Below are 20,909 nucleotides of genomic sequence, written 5' to 3' on the forward strand. Positions count from 1 at the left end.
TATATGTGAACCCCTTAACTAAACCGATATCGCTTATGTGAAGAGTATATGTATAAGTCGACACTATGCGTAAATAAATGCTACGTGTAAATCAATGCTATATATAGATCAATGTTATGTATAAATCAATACGTTTTCATTTTTTAGATATTTACTTAATTATTTACCACTGATAACGTACAAACTGTCATTATTGGTCTCTTTGCCTGCGAGTAGTACAATTCAAAAGTCTTTGTAGATAATATAAAACAGATGACTCTCTGGATAGAAGCTAAGACAATCTTCCACCACATTCCGCACTCCAATTATATTCTATATTCTTTATTCCTTTTAATACTACTATTAACAATATGCATTGACTGCAGGCTAAGAAATATGCTTTTTAACGGATAGATATATGTACTATTCGAAAGCAAAGTTCACTAAAATATAAATTAAGACACCTTAATCAAGAGCAGGCTGCATCATTTATTGAAAATAATTGAAAAGAAAGTTATTAAGAAGACATTGAAGCCGTTCAACTAAAAAGACATTGAAACCGTACTGCAAAGAAAAACACTTGTTTCGAGATTATTATTCAAAAGGCAGATCCAGTGCAATAGGGACTGCAAAACCCTGCTGCTTGCTGACGTATGATGGTGAAATCTACGTCCAGTATTGTCAAAGTAAAAGTAATCTGAAGATTTAAACAAAGATGGATTTACCGGTTTGAAAGCCCTATAACAGACGGAGTAAAAAAATGGCATCAGTTGAAACGACTGAGAGGTTGGGATGTAGCCTTGGTTTTATCTCAACTTTCACAATTGGTACCGGCACTATGATTGGAGCCGGGATATTTGTTCTTCCTGGAATTGCTTTAGCAGATGCGGGCTCCGGAGCAATAATTTCTTTTCTGCTTGGTGGGCTTATTTCAATAGCCACCGCCATCAGCATGTCAGAACTTGCAACCGGAATGCCTCTGGCAGGCGGCAGCTATTACTATATCAGCAGAACGATGGGAGCTGCACTTGGTGCAGTAATAGGTCTTGGATCCTGGCTGGCTTTAATCTTCAAGGGTACATTTGCACTTATCGGTCTTGCAGAATACTCTCAGATCTTCTATCCCCTACCTCTATACTTAGTAGCAGCTGCAACCGGCGTGATCCTGCTAGTAATTAACTATCGTGGAGCAAAAAGTAGCGGATCACTGCAGAACTTTATCGTGATCTTTTTGCTGGTAATCCTGGCTTTCTTCATAGCCCGAGTATCTTTTATGGTTAACCCGGCTAACTTTTCATCTGCCACATCTTATGGTGCTACCTCGATAATCACAACAGCAGGAGTTGTTTTCATATCCTATCTCGGGCTTGCAGAAGCTGCCGCAGTGTCTGAGGAAGTTAAAAACCCATCAAAGAACCTGCCACTGGCATTTATCTCTTCAGCCATTGTAGTAACCTTATTCTACGTTGGCATAATGGCAGTGGTTGTAGGATTCTCTAACCTTCAAGGAATCGTGACATCAGTTACTCCCCTTGCTGATATTGCAGGTCTGATGGCAGGAGAATCCGGAAGAATAGTAATAGGACTGGGTGCGCTGCTTGCTACCCTTTCCACAGCCAACGGCGCTATATTATCGTCTTCCAGGTTTCCTTTTGCCATGAGCAGAGATGCACTTATGCCTGAATGGTTCGTTCTCATCCATCAAAAGTTTGAAACTCCTCATAATGCTATACTGGTAACAGGAACAGTAATGGTCTTGTTTTTGTTCCTGTTCGACATAGAGGAGCTTGCAAGATTGGGTGGAGCTTTTAATATTTTGATATTTATCCTGCTAAATATGGCAGTGATAATCCTCAGAAAAAGAACCCTGCCAGGATATGAACCCACTTTTCGCGACCCTTTTTTCCCCTATACACAGATTTTCGGAATAGTCGGGAGCATAGTACTTCTTCCCATGCTTGGTGGATTACCTCTTCTCTTCACAGTAATGATGATTTTTGCCGGGATTGGCTGGTACTCATTCTACGGAAGGGGCAAAGCCGTCCCGGAGTATAACTTATTTGACCTGCTGGAGAATACTGTAGAAAAGAAGGAGATTGAGCCTGTCTCCCTGGTTAAAGTGCTCGTGCCGATTTCCAACCCGAAACATGAGCGTGATCTCTTGAAACTGGCAGACTTTATGGGAAGCGAGATAATTTGCCTCCATGTTATTGAGGTACCGGATCAAACAAACTTAAAGTTAGCTCAGGAAGCATATCATGAGAAAAAGATAGAAATGGACTGCCGTTTCAAAGAAGAATTTGAGAGTTATCCTGCAATTCTCGGACATAAAAGAGAATATATTGCTGCCTTTGACCACAGCATATCAAACTCAATTCTGGAGCAGGCTGAAATTGAGCAGGCAGACGTGATTATTATGGGATGGCACGAACCAAAGAGATTCGAGTACTCACATGATGTTACAAACCAGGTTCTCCTATCCTCAAAAAGTCCAATAGCGTTATTAAAGGGACACCTACCTGACAGCATAAACAAAATCCTTGTAGGGTATAACGGTAAAGAAAACTCGGTCTATGGCCTTTATCTCGCAGAAAAACTGGCTATAAACACAGGTGCCGGAGTAGAAATTATCAGTATCATTAGCCCTGATGAAGCCCAGGAAAAAAGGCAGAAAATTACTGACGAACTTGAGAGTCTCGTTGAGAAAATAACTTCTATACCTGTTAGTTTCATAGTACTTGAGAAATATTCCATCGAAGATGCTCTACTGGAGGCCTCAAACAACAATGATCTAATAATCATTGGAGACTCAAGTGAAAGATTTAAGATTTCTTTACTTGGGACTCTATCGCAGAGAATTGCCAGGCATTCTAAGAAACCTATAGTGATAGTCAAGAAACCAAAACCAATCTCAAGAGAAAGTTTTAACTATCTGGTTAAAAAACCTGCCCGTAGAATATATGCAAGTCTCAGGGGGAAAAAAGGTCAAAACAAACTTGGATAAATCAAAAGCATCTTGGTTTAAAAGAACTCAGTTCAGGCCCGGCCCATAAGGTGAGATAAACCTGCACAACGGTTTCGGATAAAACCACTCAAGGAGATGCACGTGTTTCGTTCTCTTGTCAGTGTGCCAATTTTTCTTTAAAATTAGAAATCCTAATAAATTGATAATTTGAGAATCCAATAGCAAGAGAACTAAACCTGTTCAGCATACAAAAATTTGACTTTGAATTTACAGGAAATTTGTGACACTGCCTCTTTCCCTTCCGCCTCAAAAGTTTGGAATTTTAGTTACAAAGTAGAGTTATATATAGAAGGTCAATATAAGATTAGTATAACATTATAGGCAAAAGCTTATAAAAACAACTAAATGCGAGTATTAATCAGCTCTTATTTTTTTAAGTGTGGTGTCCAGATGGACAATGCACATTTGAGAGGGGGAGAACTTATGTCAGTTAAAATTAAATGGCAAATTTTTGAAGCCGAGACCCAGAGCGATGGTACCTGGAATTCGAACAGCCCTGCACTTGCAGAGCTGCTCAACGCTATAGCAAGCCCGGACAAAATTAAGGAACCTGTTCCGGACATTGAGCACGCTATGGCTCATCTGGCTATCAAAGGGCTGCCGTATTTCAAAATAACTGAAACCACTTCAGGAAATACCAGAGTGAATAATAGCATTAAAAAGTCTTCAAGAACCATATATGCTAATATGAACTCGCAGGTAAAATCCAGTAAAAACAAGAAGTTTGTGTGTTCAGTCAAACCGTAATTTGAAAGAAATGCATTATTTTCATTGCACTTCTGTAAATTTATAGCATGGGAAAAACAAAACAATATAATCTTTATATAAAATTATACTATTTTTATTTTATTTAACTATATGACATATGTTTTATATTTTAGTTTTTCGTAACTTTATCCTATGCTGTTTTAGTGAGAGACAACGATAGCTAACAGGTAGTAGATTCCTGATTCACTCGTTGAAATCTACTTAAGGCCCTGTTAACATGGATCCCAGAAGAGTACCACAGCTATCTTCACTAGCTGTCTTGCTGATAAGGATAGAACATTCGTGAAAAATGACTGAAAAGATAAACAGATATAACTTCGAAAATCAAATCTTATTTTTTTACCCAGTTTCCTTTAGAATCCTTCTCATATACTTTCTTAACTGCACTCCAGGCAACTTTGTGTGCAGCTTCCTCTCTTGTAGTGTCTCCACGTCGTTCGGAAGGCTCTTTATACTCTTCCCAGGCACTATTGAAAGCTTCCCTGTAAATGTCCTGTCCGTGCTCCGGCAAATTTTCCCTAACCGTTTTCGGTAGTTCGGAATTTGATTTATATGACATTTATTCCCCACTTAATTATAGGAAATTCTTTTTTAAAAAGATTTTGTATAAACCGGACTGAATCAGTATGCCTTTACTGTGAATAGAATAACGAGTGTCCTCCTGTCAGCAGGATAATCTGCTTGAGGATAACTGTGTTGTTGCTTAACTTTTAAAGGCCTGGAATTAATACAACAAGTTAGAGGACAAAAAACAAGAGAAAACATACATTTTAAATATTTGGATAAAGTATTTACTATGGTGGGAAAAAGTAAAAATGAATATACTATCCCTTATAATAAATACTAAATGCAAATACCGCGCTTCTTGCCCTAATTTTCAGAAAGGAGGCAAATATTGCGAAGGATTGGATTACTGTAAGTGTGGATTGTTTTTAAAAAGGAAAAGAGGAATTTAAACTTTTTCAGTTTTATTCTTACAATTCTGGTTCTGTCGTTGTGCAATATCTCAAACATTTCAGATATGGGAGTTTACAGCTTATAAGCCTGGATTTCTTTATAAACCTGGATTTCTTTATAAGCCTGGATTTCTACTAAGTTATTGTCACAAACAATAGTAAAAGTTATAGCTTAAAAGTTTGTACATTTAAGCTTTTTCTAAAAAGTACATAGCTTACAAATTTATACATGCAAATCTATAGTTATAGACCTGCAGATACAAATTAAACCTTATTTACACTGCATATAATTTCAGTCATACTAATCCAGGAAATTGGCAAAGTGATCAGGGTGAAGTTTTTCAAGTTATTAAGTTTCCTTCTTCTTTTTGCATTTGCTTCCGGATGTGTATATCCTGCCGCTACGGATGAAGTTCCTGTTTCAGGTCTGAACTCAGAAAATCTGATCAAGGATTTACAGAATACAACACCCAATGGAATGGATAATCCTTTGTCTGCTGATATAGTATCTGGGGAACAAAACAAGAAAGAGGAAAACGAGAGCTCTGTATACCTGACAAACTCTACTTCTCCTGATATACCAGAAGTTCCGACTTATCGTGAAGAAAAAACAAACGTTGTCTATCCTAGAGAGTACAGGCGATTGTCCATGAATTTTCAGAGAGGTATTGGGTTAGGAAATGAGAAAATCGCCTCCGAAGTCTTCAATATAACTGGAAAGACCTCAGGATACAATATTAAAGATGCTTGTAATGTTTTTGATTACGTGAACCAGCGTTGGGAGTACCGCGATGAAAAAGGTGAATTTTTCTTCGATGCGTCTCAGACTATAAATGAAGGATATAAAGGAGACTGTGATGACTATTCCATAGTTATATCTGCCCTTTTAAAAAATATGGGGCTCAATACAAGGGTCGTTACTGTAACAAACGAAAGCTACGGGCATGCCTATCCTGAACTTTATATAGGGAATAACCAGGAAACTGCATCCGAAATTCTCAGATATGTACAGAGTAGATATTACTATGCTGAAAATATCTGTTACTCAGGTAGAGAACTTAAAGACGGAAAGCTTCAGTACTGGTTAAACTTTGACTGGAGCGGGTCAAATGGATACAGGCACCCTGGAGGCATATATTTTAAAGGAGCAGAGGTAATTTACTATCCTGAAGGACTGATTGAGTTCTGAAATAAGTTATAAAAATGTGTTAATGTCTTTTTTTCTTTATAAAACCAAGTCCTGAAACTAAGTTTTTATGATTAACTTTATATTCGCATACTCCTACCCTCTTTTAGTAAAAGAAAACTCGGGTATGATTACACATTGAAAAGAAACTATTAAGAGGGGAGTTTCATGGAGATGAGCGATTACAGCGAATTCGTGAGAGGAGATAGAGTACGGGCTAATACGCCTCCTGAAATCAATCAGGCAATTGATATCGAAATAGCTGCAACAGTACGGTTCTATGCAAGCAAAACAAATTATGAAATAAACAAAAAAATTAAAGAACTAGATTTTGAATGGGACATCGAGCGCTATCTCGAAGCAAATGCAGCTATATTTACCTTTATAGGAACTGTTCTGGGCTTTAAAAAGAGTCGAAAATGGCTTATTCTGCCTCTAATAGTCTCTATTTTCCTGTTTCAACATGCAGTGCAGGGATGGTGTCCCCCTGTATCCGTATTCAGACGGCTTGGCATACGCACAAGACGGGAAATAGAAATGGAAAAATATGCACTTAAAGCTTTACGTGAAGATTTTATGAGCTCTTAGATAATATAGCAATATGGATAGTGAAAAGAAGGTTATACTGAGAGTAGAAATATATAATAGCTGAACTAAATGTCCAGTTTATTTTTTGTAACTGCTCAACCTACTCAAAATAAGTTGTTCACTACTTTGGATTACAAATCAAAGTTGATTGTCAACTAATGAAAAATGAAAAAATAGCCAGTAGAAGAAGTTAAAGAAAAATTCTTAATTTGCTCATTGAGTTTCAATAGCACAGTTATTAATACTGTTGTATCCAAGTTAAACAGTTACAAAAATAAAATATTTCCGACATTTACAAATTTTTAAAAATAACGTTATTAATCGTATAAAGGTAACATTTGTATAAATTTTTTATTTTTTAGATAATGAGATACTTTTCCCACATATTTAAAAAAAAGACACTATTTTTGAAACAAAATTAGTAAATTAATTAAATATATTTTTTGAAATAAATTAGTATATTTATTTATTCAGTTTTTTTAAAACAAAATATATTATATACCAAAGTATATAAAGAAGTTATACCATAGTACAGTTTGCCGTTATGGGTTTATGATATTAAAAAGAAAACAAATACTGTAGAGTTTGAAAAATGTGGAGCTTTATCTTATTGGATTTTTTTAATTACGGCAGTTAAATGCCAGTACAATTAATGCTAAAGTATGCCAATCCTATAAGAGAAAAAAATCTCCACTCTAATTCGCATATCTGTATAAACCCAGACATGGATGGTGAATAAAAATGGTTTCACAGAGTCCAGACAGTTCCAGCCTGGCAGAAGTGCTTGACAGGATTCTTGACAAAGGTATAGTTGTTGACGTATGGGCAAGAGTTTCACTTGTCGGTATTGAAATCCTGGCAATTGAAGCAAGAGTAGTTGTCGCATCTGTTGACACTTTCCTGCACTATGCAGAAGAGATCACAAAAATTGAAATCGCTGCAAAAGAAGAAAAACCAGCTATTGCAGCATAATTTCATAAAAACAGAATAAAAATTGGAAGTGATAACAATGGTTTCACAGAGTCCAGACAGTTCCAGCCTGGCAGAAGTGCTTGACAGGATTCTTGACAAAGGTATAGTTGTTGACGTATGGGCAAGAGTTTCACTTGTCGGTATTGAAATCCTGGCAATTGAAGCAAGAGTAGTTGTTGCATCTGTTGACACTTTCCTGCACTATGCAGAAGAGATTACAAAAATCGAAATTGCTGCAAAAGAAGAAAAACCAGCTATTGCAGCATAATTTCATAAAAACAGAATAAAAATTGGAAGTGATAACAATGGTTTCACAGAGTCCAGACAGTTCCAGCCTGGCAGAAGTGCTTGACAGGATTCTTGACAAAGGTATAGTTGTTGACGTATGGGCAAGAGTTTCACTTGTCGGTATTGAAATCCTGGCAATTGAAGCAAGAGTAGTTGTCGCATCTGTTGACACTTTCCTGCACTATGCAGAAGAGATCACAAAAATCGAAATTGCTGCAAAAGAAGAAAAACCAGCTATTGCAGCATAATTTCATAAAAACAGAATAAAAATTGGAAGTGATAACAATGGTTTCACAGAGTCCAGACAGTTCCAGCCTGGCAGAAGTGCTTGACAGGATTCTTGACAAAGGTATAGTTGTTGACGTATGGGCAAGAGTTTCACTTGTCGGTATTGAAATCCTGGCAATTGAAGCAAGAGTAGTTGTTGCATCTGTTGACACTTTCCTGCACTATGCAGAAGAGATTACAAAAATCGAAATTGCTGCAAAAGAAGAAAAACCAGCTATTGCAGCATAATTTCGTAAAAACAAAGTAAAAAGGCTGTATTAAAACTCGGTTTGTTTTGATAATTGGATAATATATTATTGTCTTAAACTCAGGAAGGCAGTTATTCCGAATTTAAGACATAATGACCTAGTAAAGTGGGTTATTCCAGTTACAAAATCAAACTTAGTTTTGATACAACCTGCTTATATTAGATTTGGATTGCTATGACTTAGTTCCGAAATCTAGTGATAAACGTAAACCAAGAATACTAGATTTCTAAACCGAATACAAATTGTTGAACGTCTATAAATAGATATCTAGAGATGTTGAACATTAAGATCAATTAAAGTAATAGTCCATCATGAAAATTTAACTTCCTACTTAAAAGATAAAACTTGCTAGATTTCTGGAAATAAGTCAATTATATATAAAAATTTGATAAAATAAAAACGTTTCTGCAAAATGTAGAAACGAGATAGAGAAAAGGTATGTGTAAAAAGGAGGTCAAAAATATGCCCAAAAGCGTTGCTGATCTAAATAAAGACATAAGTGCTAAGGCACTGGAAATGGAAGAGGGGGTATCAAAGTTCAATTCCGCAGTAATGCAGCTTCAGGCGGAAAATCAGGAAAAAGCCATGCAGATTCAGTCTGGAGTCGCAGAAATTAGATCAGGGGTAGATGAAGAGATAAAAAATATCAATCTCTATACTAAAGAATTCTATGGATAATGGAATGAAAGCAATTCTAAAAAGAATAAAAATACATTTGTAATCGGTTAGGACTCAAGCCAAAATAACAGACTTAATGACTTCCCCCAAACGCGCCATATTGAGAAATATTGGAACGAGTTGATAATTAAGGATCATTGAGGAGGTTATTTGTGATAGGCCCTTAAGGAGTTTATCAACTCCATAGTAAATACTCAAATTAAAGTATATTCTTTAGATTTGGTAGCGAACATTCTAAATACAAATGTATTTTTATTGCACTGTAAAAGAGTTATTTAACTCTTTTACTTGTGTTATTATTATAGATCTGCATTTCATAAATCTGCAGTTCATAGGTTTGCAGTTCATAGATTTGCATTTTCTTATCTGCGTTTCCGTGATATAACTTATTATTTCACACCAAACTAAAGAGGATACAAAATCACAATCTGGTACTTCACACCATTACAAAAAAATTAGGAAAGACATGTAGCTCTTTGCTATTTTACATAGTGATAACTGCTGTGTAGACAAGATATAACTCTATAAGAAAAATCGTCCTCATAAACCGATATAGAAACGGAGTTTTTGAAACTTTAAATTAATAATACGTAAGTTACTCACTGAAGTATACGTAAATTACTCAATGAGGTCCATTAAGCATCGAATTTATGCTCATCTGATACGAATTCCGATAATTTTTGCCTTTGAAGACAAACAATATCCAACACAAAACAAATCTCGAGGACTATGACTAAAAGAGGAAAGAAAAATGGTATATAAAGCGACGCATCAGAGAATAATAAGGGGTAAACCTATTCACAAAACCTTAGAGGAAACAAAACAGGAATCAGTTACTGGCGACCTGAAAAATATAAAGGAACCATTTCAGTCCAGTGCTAACTTAAAAAATAATTGTAAAGAACAAAAGTATCTGGTTCCTGAGATGGAGTGTTTTATCAACAGTTCTGAAATCCAAGAATTAAGTGAAAGAATAAAAATATGGGTAAAAGCCGGATACCCTGTACATTTGATTGGTCCTACAGGTTGTGGAAAAACAAGTCTTGCTGTACATATTGCAAAAGAACTTGGACGTCCTGTCGTATGGATTAACGGAGATGAGTCTCTTACGACAAAAGATCTCATAGGTGGATATGCTCAGATCAAGCAGGAGTCGATAAGGGACAATTATATTCATAATGTACTAAAAAGTTCAGATGTCATAAAACCTGAGTGGACTGACAATCCTCTGGCTATTGCATGCAAGTACGGATATACTCTCATATATAACGAATTTTCCAGGGCAAAACCATTTGCAAATAACGTTTTACTCTCGGTTTTTGAAGAAGGGATACTTGAACTACCTTCCCGGTTTGGTGAAGAAAAATACATAAAAGTACATCCGGATTTCAGGGCAATTCTGACAAGTAATTCGGTTGAGTACGCAGGTGTTCATGTTCCTCAGGATGCTTTGCTGGATCGAATGGTAGGCATATATATGGACTACTATAGTTTTGAAACTGAAGTTCAGATAGTGAAAGGTCATACAGGCATATCTGAGAAAGAATCTGAAAAAATAGTATCTGCCATCCGAAAAATAAGAGATCAGACTAATGAAGCTCAGAAACCTGGAATCAGGTCTGGCATTATGGTTGGAAAAGCTGTGAAAAATTTGAATGGTAACGTAAAAGACTACTTTGAACAGCTATTCGTCGATGTAATTGCAACAAAAACAAGTTCCAATGCTGAACTGCTGAAGAAAAAGAAACTTGTAATTGACGTCATATCAGAGCTGAACTCTGAAAATACAGGTTCTAATGCTGAACCATATAGGAAAGAGAAGCCTGTAAATAAAGCAGTGTTAAAGACTGCGTAAGTATTCAAAATACACTTGCGGATTAATCAAAATTGCGCTGGCGTATCTCTATGCAAGCAATAGATCACATTAACGCCACCGCAGTATGTTTCATGAAATTGGATAATAACTTAAACTTTGTTAGTTTCAGCAAAATTTCGCAAATGAAAGAGTGGATAAGTAAGAGTAAGTGTAGAATAACTGTCCCTATAAATGCGAAATTTAAAAGGAATTTGGAGAGTTTTTATGGAATTAAAATCTGGGAAAAAAATCAGAGGCAAAGAAAAAGGGGAAGAAATGAACTCTAATGTAAAAGAAAACCAAACCAGGACAATTTCATTAATTGAAGACCTTGATAAAGCAATTTTCGTGATTGAAAAAATTACTCGAAAGAAAGCGGAAGGAGTAGTAAGTGTATCCAGAGAAGAAGATATCACAAAATTCATAGTTGAGGTCCTTGAAAGAAAATCAATTCCCGATACACAGGATATACTGAGTATCTACGAAATGAACTTTAACTCAAGTATGGAGATTATGGACTATAATAAAATAGGGATGCGACGTAGATCTGACATGTTCGTACAAGAAGAGGACTAAAGATCAAAATATAATATATCTCGTTGGTTAACGATCTCATGCACAGCTTTGAATGTTGAATATATTTTTAATGTAATTTATAACGCTAATTTAGAGAAGAACATTCACTGGAAGCTCTGCATATTATTAACCGAACACGTATGGGTATATAATGCTTGTTCTTATTGAAAGCAAGTCCATGTAAGTAATTAAATTCTTGATGCGTTTAATAAATTTCGATATTACTTCAAACCTACGTAAAAACGATTCGATAAGTATAGCAAATGAAGTTTTGAATTGATATTTAATGTAAACTGCTTTGCGAAGTTGGGAAGGGTATTCGATGAAGCTCGCGCCTGAAAATAGTAAGTATGTCTATTGCATAATCAAATCCCAAGAGGAAACTATAAGTTTTGGTAATATAGGTTTTCAGGGACACGAGGTATATACACTGGACTGCATTGATTTTTGTCCTGTTGTAAGCGATGAGCCATTTAAAAAGTATGAAATAGATAACGAAGAGGAAATAAATATTCATCAAAATGTAGTCAAGGAAGTAATGAAAGATTATAGCATTATCCCGGTAGCATACGGAATGGGATTCAAGAATAAAAAACTAATACAAGTCTCCATGCGTGCAGGAAAAAAAGCTATTAAAAAATCTTTTACACTGGTGGATAATAAGGTAGAACTCGGGATAAAAATATTTTTACCAAAGGATACTGAAATAGACAATGAAAAGAGAGAACAATGTAAAACTGAATCAACTGTAAACTTTGAGAAAATAGCTTCTCAATCGAAGAGTCTTAACCTTTTTAGCCCCCGCCTTTTGATGAATACTACTTATCTTGTAGATAAGGAGAACATTCAAATTTTCTCAGATGAAGTTGAGAAACTTAAACTCAAGTATAGTGATTATAAATTTCAATATAGCGGACCCTGGCCACCATATAATTTTGTAGATATACATATATTATCAAATAAGAAGGGTGGCTTCAGGTAATGTTTGTCTTTGATGATATTCTTTTGAGAATGATAGGAATTTCAATTCCTGGACTCGATTTCATTTCAAACATAGAAGCAATAAGGGACTTTGCTTACAGGGAACTTTACAACGTGGATAAAATTAAAAACAAAATCAAGGAAAATCAACTGCTTTACGAATTTGATGAGATCTCAACAGAAGAATATGAAGAAAAAAAAAGCGAGCTCATGAAACAATTGAAATTTGCAGAAAGAGCTTTGGAGACGAATCTTAATGTCAGAACCGACATCTTTTCCTGATAAGTTCTCGAAGAAAGGAGCGGAAAAAAATTCAAAACCTACAAAAGCCAAAGAGAAATCTTTTGGGTTGTACAAATTTCTTAAATTACTTGAAGAAATGGATAATCAAGGTATAACTCAAAAGTCCGGATCAGGCAAAATCGATGGGCCTTTCAGCTCAAAAGCTGAATATAATTACAATATAACTATTGATACACACTCAAGTGATTTTCACACTCTGAAAAGTCACTCCAACCTTTTAACCAAAAACCCAGTGAAACGCCATCGTAAGAAGCGAATATAAGCATTTTTTATTTAGTTAAGTGGCTACGATGTGTGCTAACTGAAGGCCTTTCAATATGTTCTGTAGTTTTGGTCAATGGCGGTTAACTGCCAATAGGACTCGTACTAAGCACAATTTAATGGGACTCGTACTAAGCATAAATTGAAAAATTCATCTGTCAAAAAGTTAACCGAATGAGCACTCAGTTCCACCGCGTAAATAATAGAGTTATTAAAAAATTTTATAAGTCGTCGAAGAGGTAAACTATGAGCGGAAACAGTAATGCAAGTGTTGTAAGAGAATCCGCGGGACTTGTGGATGTAATAGATCGAGTTTTGGATAAAGGACTTGTACTTAATGCTGATATTTCGGTATCCATCGCGGGAACTGAGCTTCTTGGAATAAAAATTACAGCTACCCTGGCATCCTTTGAAACCGCAGCAAAATATGGACTTGAGTTTCCTTCGGGAACAAATCTTGATGCTCCGGCCTGGAAGAAAACAGATATAAATTATGCAAATTGTCCTGAGTGTGGAAATCGTAGAGAAGAAAAGCTCTTAATCGAAAAAGGATGCCCCATTTGCGGATGGACAAGCCCGCTTTCCAAGAAAAAACATGCAATAATCCCTGCAAGTTACATAGAACTCGATCAGGATGGAAACTACATTCCTGAGAAATAAAATTAGCTGTAATAGGTATTGCTGTCAGTTTATTACTTTATAAATTACCTTCTATAGGAGTGGCAACCCGATTAATTGGAGGGATCAATCATGAGCAATGATGATGAGATAAATGAAAATGAGAAAGAAACAAAAACTGACATAAAAAAAGAAGACCTGGAAAAAAAAGTCCAATACTTAGAAAATAAAATCAAAGAACTTGAACAGAGAGTAGAAGAACGCAGAACTACAGATTATGAACATGCTAGCTTTGTAGGAGATATTGTAGGATCAATTCCAGGCTTCAGCAGAATCATAAAAGTTCTCGAAAAGACCTCTCCAGAATTTAGGCAGAAAATTACTGAGACAGATATGGAAATAAAACATAGGCTTGAAACTGGATGGAGTAGTAAACCAGTAGTAAGCTATGGACTGTCGATCAGACCTCTGTCTACAAGAAACAAATCTTCTAATGTTCCAGGTACAGTTTCAAGAGAAAGGAAAAAAGTAATGTTAGAGGGTTCAGAGCCGGCGGAACCTATTTTTGATGTGTTTGAAAAACAGGACTTTGTTTATGTAATAGCTCAAATTCCCGATGTAGAGGAGCAAGATATAAACATAGAAATTCAGGATGACGTGCTGGATATTTCTGCAGGTATTTACAGTAAAAAGATTTCATTGCCATGTATGTCGGGGTCAATTGAAGAAAAAAGCTACAAAAATGGTGTACTTCAGCTGAAGATAAAAAGGGAAAAAAATGTCAATTAATATTGATGAAAACAATTTAAAAAAAGGATTATTGGGTCTTGTTGTAGCCCTTGTTGAGATTATCCAGGACTTACTTGAGAAACAGGCATTGTTGAGAATAGAAAATGGATCTTTGAGTGACGAAGAGGTTGAAAGACTCGGAGAAGCCCTTTTTGATCTTCAAGAAGCACTTGAAGCCATAAAAATTGATAACGAGCTTGAAGATTGTGTTTATTCTGTGCGAGAAGGATTGGATAAGGTAGTAGATCAGGTAATTGATAAATTTTTGAACCCAACAAGGTGGATTGAGGAAGCTGATAAAAATGAAAGAAATAACACAGGAGAGTTGCCTATATCTCTACTCAATTGTGAACACAGCCGCTGAACAAAATCTGGGGCCTATTGGGATTAATGACAATTCTGTGTACACAATTGTTTATGGAGATATTGCTACAGCTGTACATTTCTCAGAGACGAAACCCGAACCGGCAAAGGATGAACAACAGGCAAAAGAGTGGATATTTTCTCATAATTATGCAATTGATAAGCTCACTGAAAAATTCAATACCGTCCTCCCGTTTTCTTTCGGGTGTGTAGCACAAGGAAACGATGAAACCATAAGATCCTGGATGCAGAAGAACTATGATTCTTTTAAAAGTGAGCTTGAAAGACTGAGTGATACTGCAGAATATTTAGTTCAAATCTTCTATGATCCAAAAGTACTTGCTGAAAAAGTCCTCAAAGAGAATCCTGATCTTCAAGCATTGAATGCAAAAATAGACGGAGGATCCAAGGGAAAAAACTACATCCTTAAAAAACAGTTTGATGTCCGGCGGGACCACGCCATAATGAACGAGCTTTCGAAACTTGGAACCGAGTTTGGGAACGCTATATATGAGAATACAATGGAGATGATTCATGAAGAAAAAAGTTTCCATGTTCCGGAAAAATATAAGGGCAAAAAATCTGTGATTACACTTTCCTGTCTTGTTTCCAATAGAAATGTTGAAAATTTAGGACATGTACTTGATCAAGTAAATCAACGCGAAGGTTTTACAGTCAGATTTACGGGACCATGGGCACCGTTTAGTTTTGTTGATCTTAAAAGGGATTTTCAAACATGATACCGGAACGTGAAGGGGACTCCTTGGTAGAACTTCTTGATAGGTTACTTAATAAAGGGCTTGTTCTTAACGCTGATGTTCTTATTTCAGTTGGAGGCATACCTCTAATAGGCTTGAGTCTCAGACTTTTAGCTGCTGGAATTGAAACAATGCTTGAGTATGGGCTTTTTGAACAATTCGACAAGGATACAAGAGCCTGGGAACTTGAGCATAGAATAAACAAGCCAGCTCTTATGTCGGAAGAAGAAGTTATGCTGAGATTTTACGGTTCTTATTCTCATAACCAGAGTAAAAACTGGAACTACTGTTTTATATATTTAACAAACTACAGAATTTTTGGATGGAATAAAAGTGTTAATAAAATCTTATATGAAATGCCGCTAAAAAAGATACTGGAAATTACTGTTGTTACAAACATTCACGAGGAAAAAGAAAGGGAAGAAATATGTGTCAAAGCTAATGATGACAGTTTTCTCTACGTCCACAGCCAAAATATAAATGAAATTTATTGCAAACTTATAAAAGAAGTTCACTGCATATAACTTGGCTGATTAAAGTGTGCTGACACACCATTTTGCAATTAATAGGTAAACAGTGTAGAATATTTTGGGAGATCTCCAAAATATAATTGAAGTTGTGTAAATTTATAGACTAAGTGGCTTAGAAATAATAAAATAAGAAAATTAATTATCTGGTTTATTTTTATAATATGTTATGTGTGTTAATATCTTAATATGTTTTTATTAATTTTTATTATTGTTAGATAATAATCCTTGTTAATAATTTAAGTTCATAGAAGTTGTTATATATTAGATGTCTAATATATTTGAACGATAACTATGGATTAATGTGATTTTATGAGTCCTTAGTGACATCAATTGTTGAACTAAGAATGGAAGTTTTAAGCTCATTGCATTTCAAAAACACATACATTAGTCAATTTGGATTTAAAGCTGATAAATAAGAATTGTTAGACGTAACAAGCTCATCCCAAAGCTTGATAACAATTTATATTTAAAATTAAAAGAGTGTGCCACAATTATGCCTTCCAACCCAGGTGAAACAATGAATCTTGAAAATGATAACTATGTAGTTCAACCTACAGGATCGCCTGCACATAACTGTTACGTGCAGGAACTTATAAAGAGACATCTTGACATAGCAGTACTTTGCGTGATCAGGAACAATTCGATGTCAGGGCAGGATATTGCAAAAGAGATTTTCTATAAGCACCAGGTTTATGTGTCTCCAAGCGCGATATATTCCTTATTATACTCTTTAAAAAATCAAGATATACTTGAGATAGATACGGTAAAAGGTGACCTGAGAACTAAGTGTTATGTTCCCACTGAAAAAGGAAAACAGATAATCACTAAACAGCTCCAAGAGTTTAGAGAAGCTCTCACGTATTTTCTACTACAAATAAATAAGAATTTGCCTTAAAATCAAACAATTTTTGAAATGACAACTCGGATCATTTTAAGCAATTTATAATTTTAAAAAACTAGATTAAATATTTGAAACTATATAATTTTTTGGAATCTTGCCGTAATTTACGTAAAGATTCCTGTAAAACAATAAATTGGGCGGGAACATGAGAAAACTTGTATATTTAAGGATTGTCCATACCTCTGCAGATATGGGAACTCTAAGTGAAGAACTAGTGCAGATTGCTATTTCTAAAATTGGCAAGGAAAAATGGGAAGAGAACCAGAAGCTTATTGAAAAATTCTGGGATGAACTTGAAAAAGAAATCTTTCAGCTTAATCTCGATTTTAAGCAGACAAGAATTTATCAGGACGGCTTGCCATGTGAAGGAGAAATAGGAATGAAAATCATTCATAGTACGGCAGAACTCGGAAGCAAGAATTATCAGATTATCGAGAAATTGGTAGTAAAGGGAGCAAAGGTTGTTGCCACTGAAAGTCCTCAGCTTCTTATTGAAGAACGTAATCTATTGCTTGAGACCCTAAACAGTTCTTCCACTGCAGAAAAAGAAGAAGCAAAAAAGAAATATGATTCAAAAAAAGACATTTTGCTCGAACAAAGAGATGCATATATAGCTTCAAGGATAAACAATACTCTGGAAGATGGAAAAACTGGAATTTTATTTATAGGGGCTGAACATAACGTGATTCCAAAATTAGCCCATGATATTGAAGTTCTTGATCTGGTAAAGCATTAAAAAATTGTAAGATCAAAGATAAGAATTTTGCATTACCACTACTCTAAACCCAAGTGTTTCTTTTTGGCTTCCTACTCCCGAGATCTGATCGTGCTCTGAACTCTCCTCTTCTAGTTTTAGTCTTAGATATAATTATATAATACAGCTCATAATTTAATTCTGCCAAATGATGTTTATTTTTTAAGCTTTAGGGGGAGTTGAAACGACTACTGGCGTACGAAATCTTGACAATAGTATAGACTTAACCAATGTATGGCTCAGGGATATTCTGAGCCAGTTGAAATGGCAGAGCAAAGAAAGTGCATATCAGGCATTAAGAGGTACACTGCACGCAATCAGAGACCGGCTTCCGGTGGAGGAAGCGGTTGATCTTGCTTCACAGCTGCCCCTTATGATAAAAGGAGTGTATTATGACGGCTGGACTCTCAGGGATAAACCCGAGAAGTTCAAAAAAGAGGAATTTGCAAGAAGGGTGCATGCGCAGTTTGAATTCGATGATAATGTAAACCCGGCCGAAGTTATTCGAGCTGTCCTGCGGGTCATGTACAGGCACATGGGCGAAGGAGAAATTCGGGATGTAAAATTCAATATGCCAAAAGAAATTCAGGAATGGTTTCCAGAAGAAATCGCGCCGAAAGGATGAAAACGTAGAAATCCAAACTAAATTTTATTAAAATTTCAACTTTTTAGAGTTCTTCAACCTTATACCTGTTTAATGTTTCTCTTCTTTCGTCTAATGCTTGTAAAAATACCTTTTTTCAGACATATAAAACAGCCGTTAGATATTGTTTTCTCAAAATTGAAAGTATACGGCTTTTTATGAGCCGCTATTGTCGCTTGTCCTCACAGTATCAGACCGTGCGTATCCATCTACTTTTAACACATTTGTTTAATATTTATTTTTAGAGTTTAGATACATTAATATGATTAAAACTAGGAAATGATATTCCGATTAATGCGAAAAATTAATATATTAATATAAGGAAATACCCTGCTGGTGAAATAAAATACAGGGCTCTATTAGACGGATAAGATAGGCCTTGAGGATAGTAATTATAAAAAATCGGTCTTAAAAAAGTTTCAATTATATCTATTATATCTTATTGTCCTTTCAACCTGTCTTACTAAAATAACAAAAACCATACGATCACGCATATCGCTGACCGCCTATTATTAAAGCCCGATGGAAAATGAAGGAGTCTATTGAATGCGGAAAAAAATAAACTGGTTATTTGTTAGTTTTTTTGTACTATTTAGTTTAGTCGCTGCTTTTCCGGCTGTAGTACTGGCAGACCAGCAGGCAGACCCTACAGGAGCTAATACCGATTATTCCAGCTATGTAACGTCAAGCACCGGAGGTGCACCTTCTTTAGCAGACGTGACCAGTGCTGTAGGACATAGCAGCGTAGCCATAAATATTATGTGGACCTTGCTCGCAGGTTTTCTGGTAATGTTCATGCAGGCCGGGTTTGCAATGGTTGAAACTGGTTTCGTCCGTGTGAAGAATGTCGCACATACAATGGCTATGAATTTCTTTGTGTATCCACTAGGTATGCTAGGATTCTTCCTCACGGGTTTTGCAATTATGTTCGGAGGTATTGGTCCACTGGCCACTTTGGGCGGCTATACAGGACTTAACCATGAGTTCTCGATTACTCTTTTAGGGCATCAGTTCGGGCTCTTCGGAATGACAGGATTTGGGCTAATAGGCACTTATGATGTAGGCGTATTCGCTTTATTCTTATTCCAGATGGTCTTCATGGATACGACCGCAACGATTCCTACCGGAGCGCTTGCAGAGCGCTGGAAGTTCCTGTCGTTCTGTTTCATGGGATTTGCTATTGGTGCCTTTATATATCCACTCTTCGGCAACTGGGTGTGGGGCGGAGGCTGGCTGTCACAGCTTGGAGTTAATTTCGGCCTGGGTCACGGCCACGTGGACTTTGCAGGCTCATCGGTAGTGCACATGACCGGAGGAGTTATCGGTCTCGTAGGTGCATGGTTAATCGGACCGCGCATAGGCAAGTATAACAAAGACGGTTCGATTAATGCAATACCCGGTCACAGTATTCCTATGGCCATAGTCGGCACCTTCATCCTGGCTTTCGGATGGTTCGGTTTCAATGCTGGCTCAACCATGGCAGGTGAGGATCTTAGACTAGCTGTTGTAGCCACAAACACTATGTTGGCTTCAGCTACCGGTGCTGTAGCGGCTACGGCATGGATGTGGGCCGTCCGCACGAAAAAGCCGGATCCGGGTATGGCATGTAACGGTATGCTAGCAGGACTTGTAGCTATTACTGCACCCTGTGCGTTCGTCAACCAGATCAGTGCCGCGGTCATTGGCCTTGTTTCGGGTGTTCTTGTAGTCGAATCAGTCTTCTTCGTTGAGAAAAAGTTGAAAATCGATGACCCTGTCGGTGCGGTCTCTGTACACATGGTCAACGGTGCATGGGGATGTCTCGCTCTGGGCCTGTTTGCGGATGGCAGTTATGGCGCTGGCTGGAATGGCGTGCCTGGAACAGTTACCGGTTTGCTGTACGGCCAACCTCTACAGTTCATAGCAGAATTCATCGGTGTGGCTACCAACTTTATTGTAGTTGGCGGACTGGCATTTATCATCTACAAGGTGATCAACATGATCACGCCAATGCGTGTGAGCACCGAGGTCGAGATAGGAGGTCTTGACGTACCCGAGGTGGGATGCCCTGGTTATGTTGGTGACATTCCTGAAACTGGAATGGATAAAAGCCCTGAACCGAGTCACATACGTGATCCGATAGTAGTGGCGGCTGAGACTAAAAAGGAGAGGGTCACATGAAGAAAATAGAAGCAGTTGTCCGGCCCACAAAACTTGAAGAAGTGAAAGCCTCGCTTGAAGATGCCGGTTTCAGCAGCCTCACTATTGTTGACGTAAAAGGACGCGGACAGCAAAAAGGTGTTATCCAGCAATGGAGAGGGCAGGAGTATCGAGTTGACACTTTGCCGAAGTTAAAGGTCGAGCTAATTGTAAATGATGAAGATGCGGATAAGGCCATCGATATTATCGTTAGTTCCGCCAGGACCGGAAACATTGGAGATGGTAAAATCTTTGTCTTACCCGTAGAAAAGGTAGTTAGGATAAGAACAGGTGAAAGAGATGGAAAGGCCGTTTAAGGCCTTTCTTATAAATTTCCTGGTAAACAGAAGCTAATTATAAATTTCCTATACACAGAAGCTAATTATAAATTTCCCATACACAGAAGCTATTTATAATTTCCCA

The 20,909-nt window shown here is 36.7% G+C and carries 25 protein-coding genes; 24 read left to right on the top strand and 1 reads right to left on the bottom strand.

The genetic code is table 11. The features are described 5' to 3' along the window. Positions 1-739 precede the first annotated feature (739 nt). Together MSBR3_RS15280 and MSBR3_RS15285 are read left to right on the top strand one after the other, a co-directional pair. Entirely contained in the window at positions 740-2,983 is a 2,244-nt protein-coding gene (locus MSBR3_RS15280) for an amino acid permease (RefSeq protein WP_048109055.1), read from the top strand. A gap of 444 nt (positions 2,984-3,427) precedes the next feature. Next, positions 3,428-3,751 (top strand): hypothetical protein, encoded by a 324-nt coding sequence (locus MSBR3_RS15285; protein ID WP_230627533.1) that lies wholly within the window; start codon positions 3,428-3,430, stop codon positions 3,749-3,751. A gap of 352 nt (positions 3,752-4,103) precedes the next feature. Here MSBR3_RS15285 and MSBR3_RS15290 read toward each other — a convergent pair whose 3' ends face one another. Beyond that, entirely contained in the window at positions 4,104-4,331 is a 228-nt protein-coding gene (locus MSBR3_RS15290; protein ID WP_048109056.1) for a ChaB family protein, read from the bottom strand. Positions 4,332-5,050: 719 nt separating this feature from the next. Here MSBR3_RS15290 and MSBR3_RS15295 point away from each other — a divergent pair. The 22 genes from MSBR3_RS15295 (at position 5,051) to MSBR3_RS15400 (ending at position 20,803) form a co-directional block, all read left to right on the top strand. Next, positions 5,051-5,917, top strand: a complete 867-nt coding sequence (locus MSBR3_RS15295) for a transglutaminase domain-containing protein (RefSeq protein WP_080942328.1) — start codon at positions 5,051-5,053, stop codon at positions 5,915-5,917. Between the two features lie 165 nt (positions 5,918-6,082). Continuing rightward, positions 6,083-6,502, top strand: coding sequence for a DUF2892 domain-containing protein (locus MSBR3_RS15300; RefSeq protein WP_048109057.1), 420 nt, complete (start codon positions 6,083-6,085; stop codon positions 6,500-6,502). Between the two features lie 741 nt (positions 6,503-7,243). After that, a complete protein-coding gene (gene gvpA / locus MSBR3_RS15305; RefSeq protein WP_048109058.1) occupies positions 7,244-7,474 on the top strand; it encodes a gas vesicle protein GvpA in 231 nt (76 codons plus the stop codon). Positions 7,475-7,511: 37 nt separating this feature from the next. Next, complete coding sequence (gene gvpA, locus MSBR3_RS15310) at positions 7,512-7,742, top strand: gas vesicle protein GvpA (protein WP_048109058.1); 231 nt, start codon at positions 7,512-7,514, stop codon at positions 7,740-7,742. Positions 7,743-7,779: 37 nt separating this feature from the next. Then, positions 7,780-8,010 carry a gas vesicle protein GvpA gene (gvpA, locus tag MSBR3_RS15315; protein ID WP_048109058.1) on the top strand — a complete coding sequence of 77 codons (231 nt, stop codon included), beginning with the start codon at positions 7,780-7,782 and terminating at the stop codon, positions 8,008-8,010. A 37-nt stretch (positions 8,011-8,047) separates the two neighbouring features. After that, on the top strand, positions 8,048-8,278 hold the full coding sequence (gvpA, locus tag MSBR3_RS15320; protein WP_048109058.1) for a gas vesicle protein GvpA: 231 nt from the start codon (positions 8,048-8,050) through the stop codon (positions 8,276-8,278). Positions 8,279-8,760: 482 nt separating this feature from the next. After that, entirely contained in the window at positions 8,761-8,976 is a 216-nt protein-coding gene (locus tag MSBR3_RS15325; RefSeq protein ID WP_048109059.1) for a hypothetical protein, read from the top strand. Between the two features lie 751 nt (positions 8,977-9,727). Further along, the gene (gene gvpN, locus MSBR3_RS15330) at positions 9,728-10,831 is read left to right on the top strand and encodes a gas vesicle protein GvpN (RefSeq protein ID WP_048109060.1); all 1,104 of its coding nucleotides are present in this window, start codon (positions 9,728-9,730) and stop codon (positions 10,829-10,831) included. 225 nt (positions 10,832-11,056) lie between these two features. Beyond that, on the top strand, positions 11,057-11,407 hold the full coding sequence (gene gvpO / locus MSBR3_RS15335; protein ID WP_048109061.1) for a gas vesicle protein GvpO: 351 nt from the start codon (positions 11,057-11,059) through the stop codon (positions 11,405-11,407). Between the two features lie 322 nt (positions 11,408-11,729). Next, the gene (locus tag MSBR3_RS15340; RefSeq protein WP_048109062.1) at positions 11,730-12,389 is read left to right on the top strand and encodes a GvpL/GvpF family gas vesicle protein; all 660 of its coding nucleotides are present in this window, start codon (positions 11,730-11,732) and stop codon (positions 12,387-12,389) included. Positions 12,390-12,418: 29 nt separating this feature from the next. After that, on the top strand, positions 12,419-12,670 hold the full coding sequence (locus MSBR3_RS15345) for a gas vesicle protein GvpG (RefSeq protein ID WP_052723492.1): 252 nt from the start codon (positions 12,419-12,421) through the stop codon (positions 12,668-12,670). Next, positions 12,645-12,953: a hypothetical protein gene (locus MSBR3_RS15350; RefSeq protein WP_048109064.1), complete on the top strand. Its 309-nt coding sequence runs from the start codon at positions 12,645-12,647 to the stop codon at positions 12,951-12,953. The genes MSBR3_RS15345 and MSBR3_RS15350 overlap by 26 nt, the downstream gene beginning before the upstream one ends. Before the next feature lie 245 nt (positions 12,954-13,198). Beyond that, complete coding sequence (locus MSBR3_RS21845; protein WP_048109065.1) at positions 13,199-13,612, top strand: gas vesicle protein; 414 nt, start codon at positions 13,199-13,201, stop codon at positions 13,610-13,612. Positions 13,613-13,702: 90 nt separating this feature from the next. Further along, complete coding sequence (locus MSBR3_RS19050) at positions 13,703-14,359, top strand: Hsp20/alpha crystallin family protein (RefSeq protein ID WP_052723432.1); 657 nt, start codon at positions 13,703-13,705, stop codon at positions 14,357-14,359. Next, positions 14,349-14,723 (top strand): gas vesicle protein K, encoded by a 375-nt coding sequence (locus MSBR3_RS15365; RefSeq protein ID WP_048109066.1) that lies wholly within the window; start codon positions 14,349-14,351, stop codon positions 14,721-14,723. The genes MSBR3_RS19050 and MSBR3_RS15365 overlap by 11 nt, the downstream gene beginning before the upstream one ends. Next, entirely contained in the window at positions 14,662-15,462 is an 801-nt protein-coding gene (locus MSBR3_RS15370) for a GvpL/GvpF family gas vesicle protein (RefSeq protein WP_080942330.1), read from the top strand. The genes MSBR3_RS15365 and MSBR3_RS15370 overlap by 62 nt, the downstream gene beginning before the upstream one ends. Next, positions 15,459-16,004 (top strand): gas vesicle protein, encoded by a 546-nt coding sequence (locus MSBR3_RS19585; RefSeq protein ID WP_080942331.1) that lies wholly within the window; start codon positions 15,459-15,461, stop codon positions 16,002-16,004. Before MSBR3_RS15370 ends, MSBR3_RS19585 begins: the two co-directional genes overlap by 4 nt. A gap of 499 nt (positions 16,005-16,503) precedes the next feature. Beyond that, entirely contained in the window at positions 16,504-16,905 is a 402-nt protein-coding gene (locus tag MSBR3_RS15380; protein ID WP_080942332.1) for a PadR family transcriptional regulator, read from the top strand. 151 nt (positions 16,906-17,056) lie between these two features. Further along, positions 17,057-17,647 carry a hypothetical protein gene (locus tag MSBR3_RS15385; RefSeq protein ID WP_048109069.1) on the top strand — a complete coding sequence of 197 codons (591 nt, stop codon included), beginning with the start codon at positions 17,057-17,059 and terminating at the stop codon, positions 17,645-17,647. 235 nt (positions 17,648-17,882) lie between these two features. Further along, positions 17,883-18,290, top strand: a complete 408-nt coding sequence (locus MSBR3_RS15390; protein ID WP_048109070.1) for a DUF2267 domain-containing protein — start codon at positions 17,883-17,885, stop codon at positions 18,288-18,290. 564 nt (positions 18,291-18,854) lie between these two features. After that, a complete protein-coding gene (locus tag MSBR3_RS15395) occupies positions 18,855-20,468 on the top strand; it encodes an ammonium transporter (RefSeq protein ID WP_080942333.1) in 1,614 nt (537 codons plus the stop codon). Next, a complete protein-coding gene (locus MSBR3_RS15400; RefSeq protein WP_048109071.1) occupies positions 20,465-20,803 on the top strand; it encodes a P-II family nitrogen regulator in 339 nt (112 codons plus the stop codon). The genes MSBR3_RS15395 and MSBR3_RS15400 overlap by 4 nt, the downstream gene beginning before the upstream one ends. The last annotated feature ends 106 nt before the right edge of the window (positions 20,804-20,909 follow it).

Origin of the sequence: Methanosarcina barkeri 3, assembly GCF_000970305.1 — an archaeon.
Classification (GTDB): Archaea; Halobacteriota; Methanosarcinia; order Methanosarcinales; family Methanosarcinaceae; genus Methanosarcina; species Methanosarcina barkeri_A.

Bases quoted from the DNA above. Each gene is read 5' to 3' on its own strand.
- MSBR3_RS15280 (WP_048109055.1), top strand. From the start codon at position 740: ATGGCATCAGTTGAAACGACTGAGAGGTTGGGATGTAGCCTTGGTTTT.
- MSBR3_RS15285 (WP_230627533.1), top strand. From the start codon at position 3,428: ATGTCAGTTAAAATTAAATGGCAAATTTTTGAAGCCGAGACCCAGAGC.
- MSBR3_RS15290 (WP_048109056.1), bottom strand. From the start codon at position 4,331: ATGTCATATAAATCAAATTCCGAACTACCGAAAACGGTTAGGGAAAAT.
- MSBR3_RS15300 (WP_048109057.1), top strand. From the start codon at position 6,083: ATGGAGATGAGCGATTACAGCGAATTCGTGAGAGGAGATAGAGTACGG.
- gvpA (WP_048109058.1), top strand. From the start codon at position 7,244: ATGGTTTCACAGAGTCCAGACAGTTCCAGCCTGGCAGAAGTGCTTGAC.
- gvpA (WP_048109058.1), top strand. From the start codon at position 7,512: ATGGTTTCACAGAGTCCAGACAGTTCCAGCCTGGCAGAAGTGCTTGAC.
- gvpA (WP_048109058.1), top strand. From the start codon at position 7,780: ATGGTTTCACAGAGTCCAGACAGTTCCAGCCTGGCAGAAGTGCTTGAC.
- gvpA (WP_048109058.1), top strand. From the start codon at position 8,048: ATGGTTTCACAGAGTCCAGACAGTTCCAGCCTGGCAGAAGTGCTTGAC.
- MSBR3_RS15325 (WP_048109059.1), top strand. From the start codon at position 8,761: ATGCCCAAAAGCGTTGCTGATCTAAATAAAGACATAAGTGCTAAGGCA.
- gvpN (WP_048109060.1), top strand. From the start codon at position 9,728: ATGGTATATAAAGCGACGCATCAGAGAATAATAAGGGGTAAACCTATT.
- gvpO (WP_048109061.1), top strand. From the start codon at position 11,057: ATGGAATTAAAATCTGGGAAAAAAATCAGAGGCAAAGAAAAAGGGGAA.
- MSBR3_RS15340 (WP_048109062.1), top strand. From the start codon at position 11,730: ATGAAGCTCGCGCCTGAAAATAGTAAGTATGTCTATTGCATAATCAAA.
- MSBR3_RS15345 (WP_052723492.1), top strand. From the start codon at position 12,419: ATGATAGGAATTTCAATTCCTGGACTCGATTTCATTTCAAACATAGAA.
- MSBR3_RS15350 (WP_048109064.1), top strand. From the start codon at position 12,645: ATGTCAGAACCGACATCTTTTCCTGATAAGTTCTCGAAGAAAGGAGCG.
- MSBR3_RS21845 (WP_048109065.1), top strand. From the start codon at position 13,199: ATGAGCGGAAACAGTAATGCAAGTGTTGTAAGAGAATCCGCGGGACTT.
- MSBR3_RS19050 (WP_052723432.1), top strand. From the start codon at position 13,703: ATGAGCAATGATGATGAGATAAATGAAAATGAGAAAGAAACAAAAACT.
- MSBR3_RS15365 (WP_048109066.1), top strand. From the start codon at position 14,349: ATGTCAATTAATATTGATGAAAACAATTTAAAAAAAGGATTATTGGGT.
- MSBR3_RS15370 (WP_080942330.1), top strand. From the start codon at position 14,662: ATGAAAGAAATAACACAGGAGAGTTGCCTATATCTCTACTCAATTGTG.
- MSBR3_RS19585 (WP_080942331.1), top strand. From the start codon at position 15,459: ATGATACCGGAACGTGAAGGGGACTCCTTGGTAGAACTTCTTGATAGG.
- MSBR3_RS15380 (WP_080942332.1), top strand. From the start codon at position 16,504: ATGCCTTCCAACCCAGGTGAAACAATGAATCTTGAAAATGATAACTAT.
- MSBR3_RS15385 (WP_048109069.1), top strand. From the start codon at position 17,057: ATGAGAAAACTTGTATATTTAAGGATTGTCCATACCTCTGCAGATATG.
- MSBR3_RS15395 (WP_080942333.1), top strand. From the start codon at position 18,855: ATGCGGAAAAAAATAAACTGGTTATTTGTTAGTTTTTTTGTACTATTT.
- MSBR3_RS15400 (WP_048109071.1), top strand. From the start codon at position 20,465: ATGAAGAAAATAGAAGCAGTTGTCCGGCCCACAAAACTTGAAGAAGTG.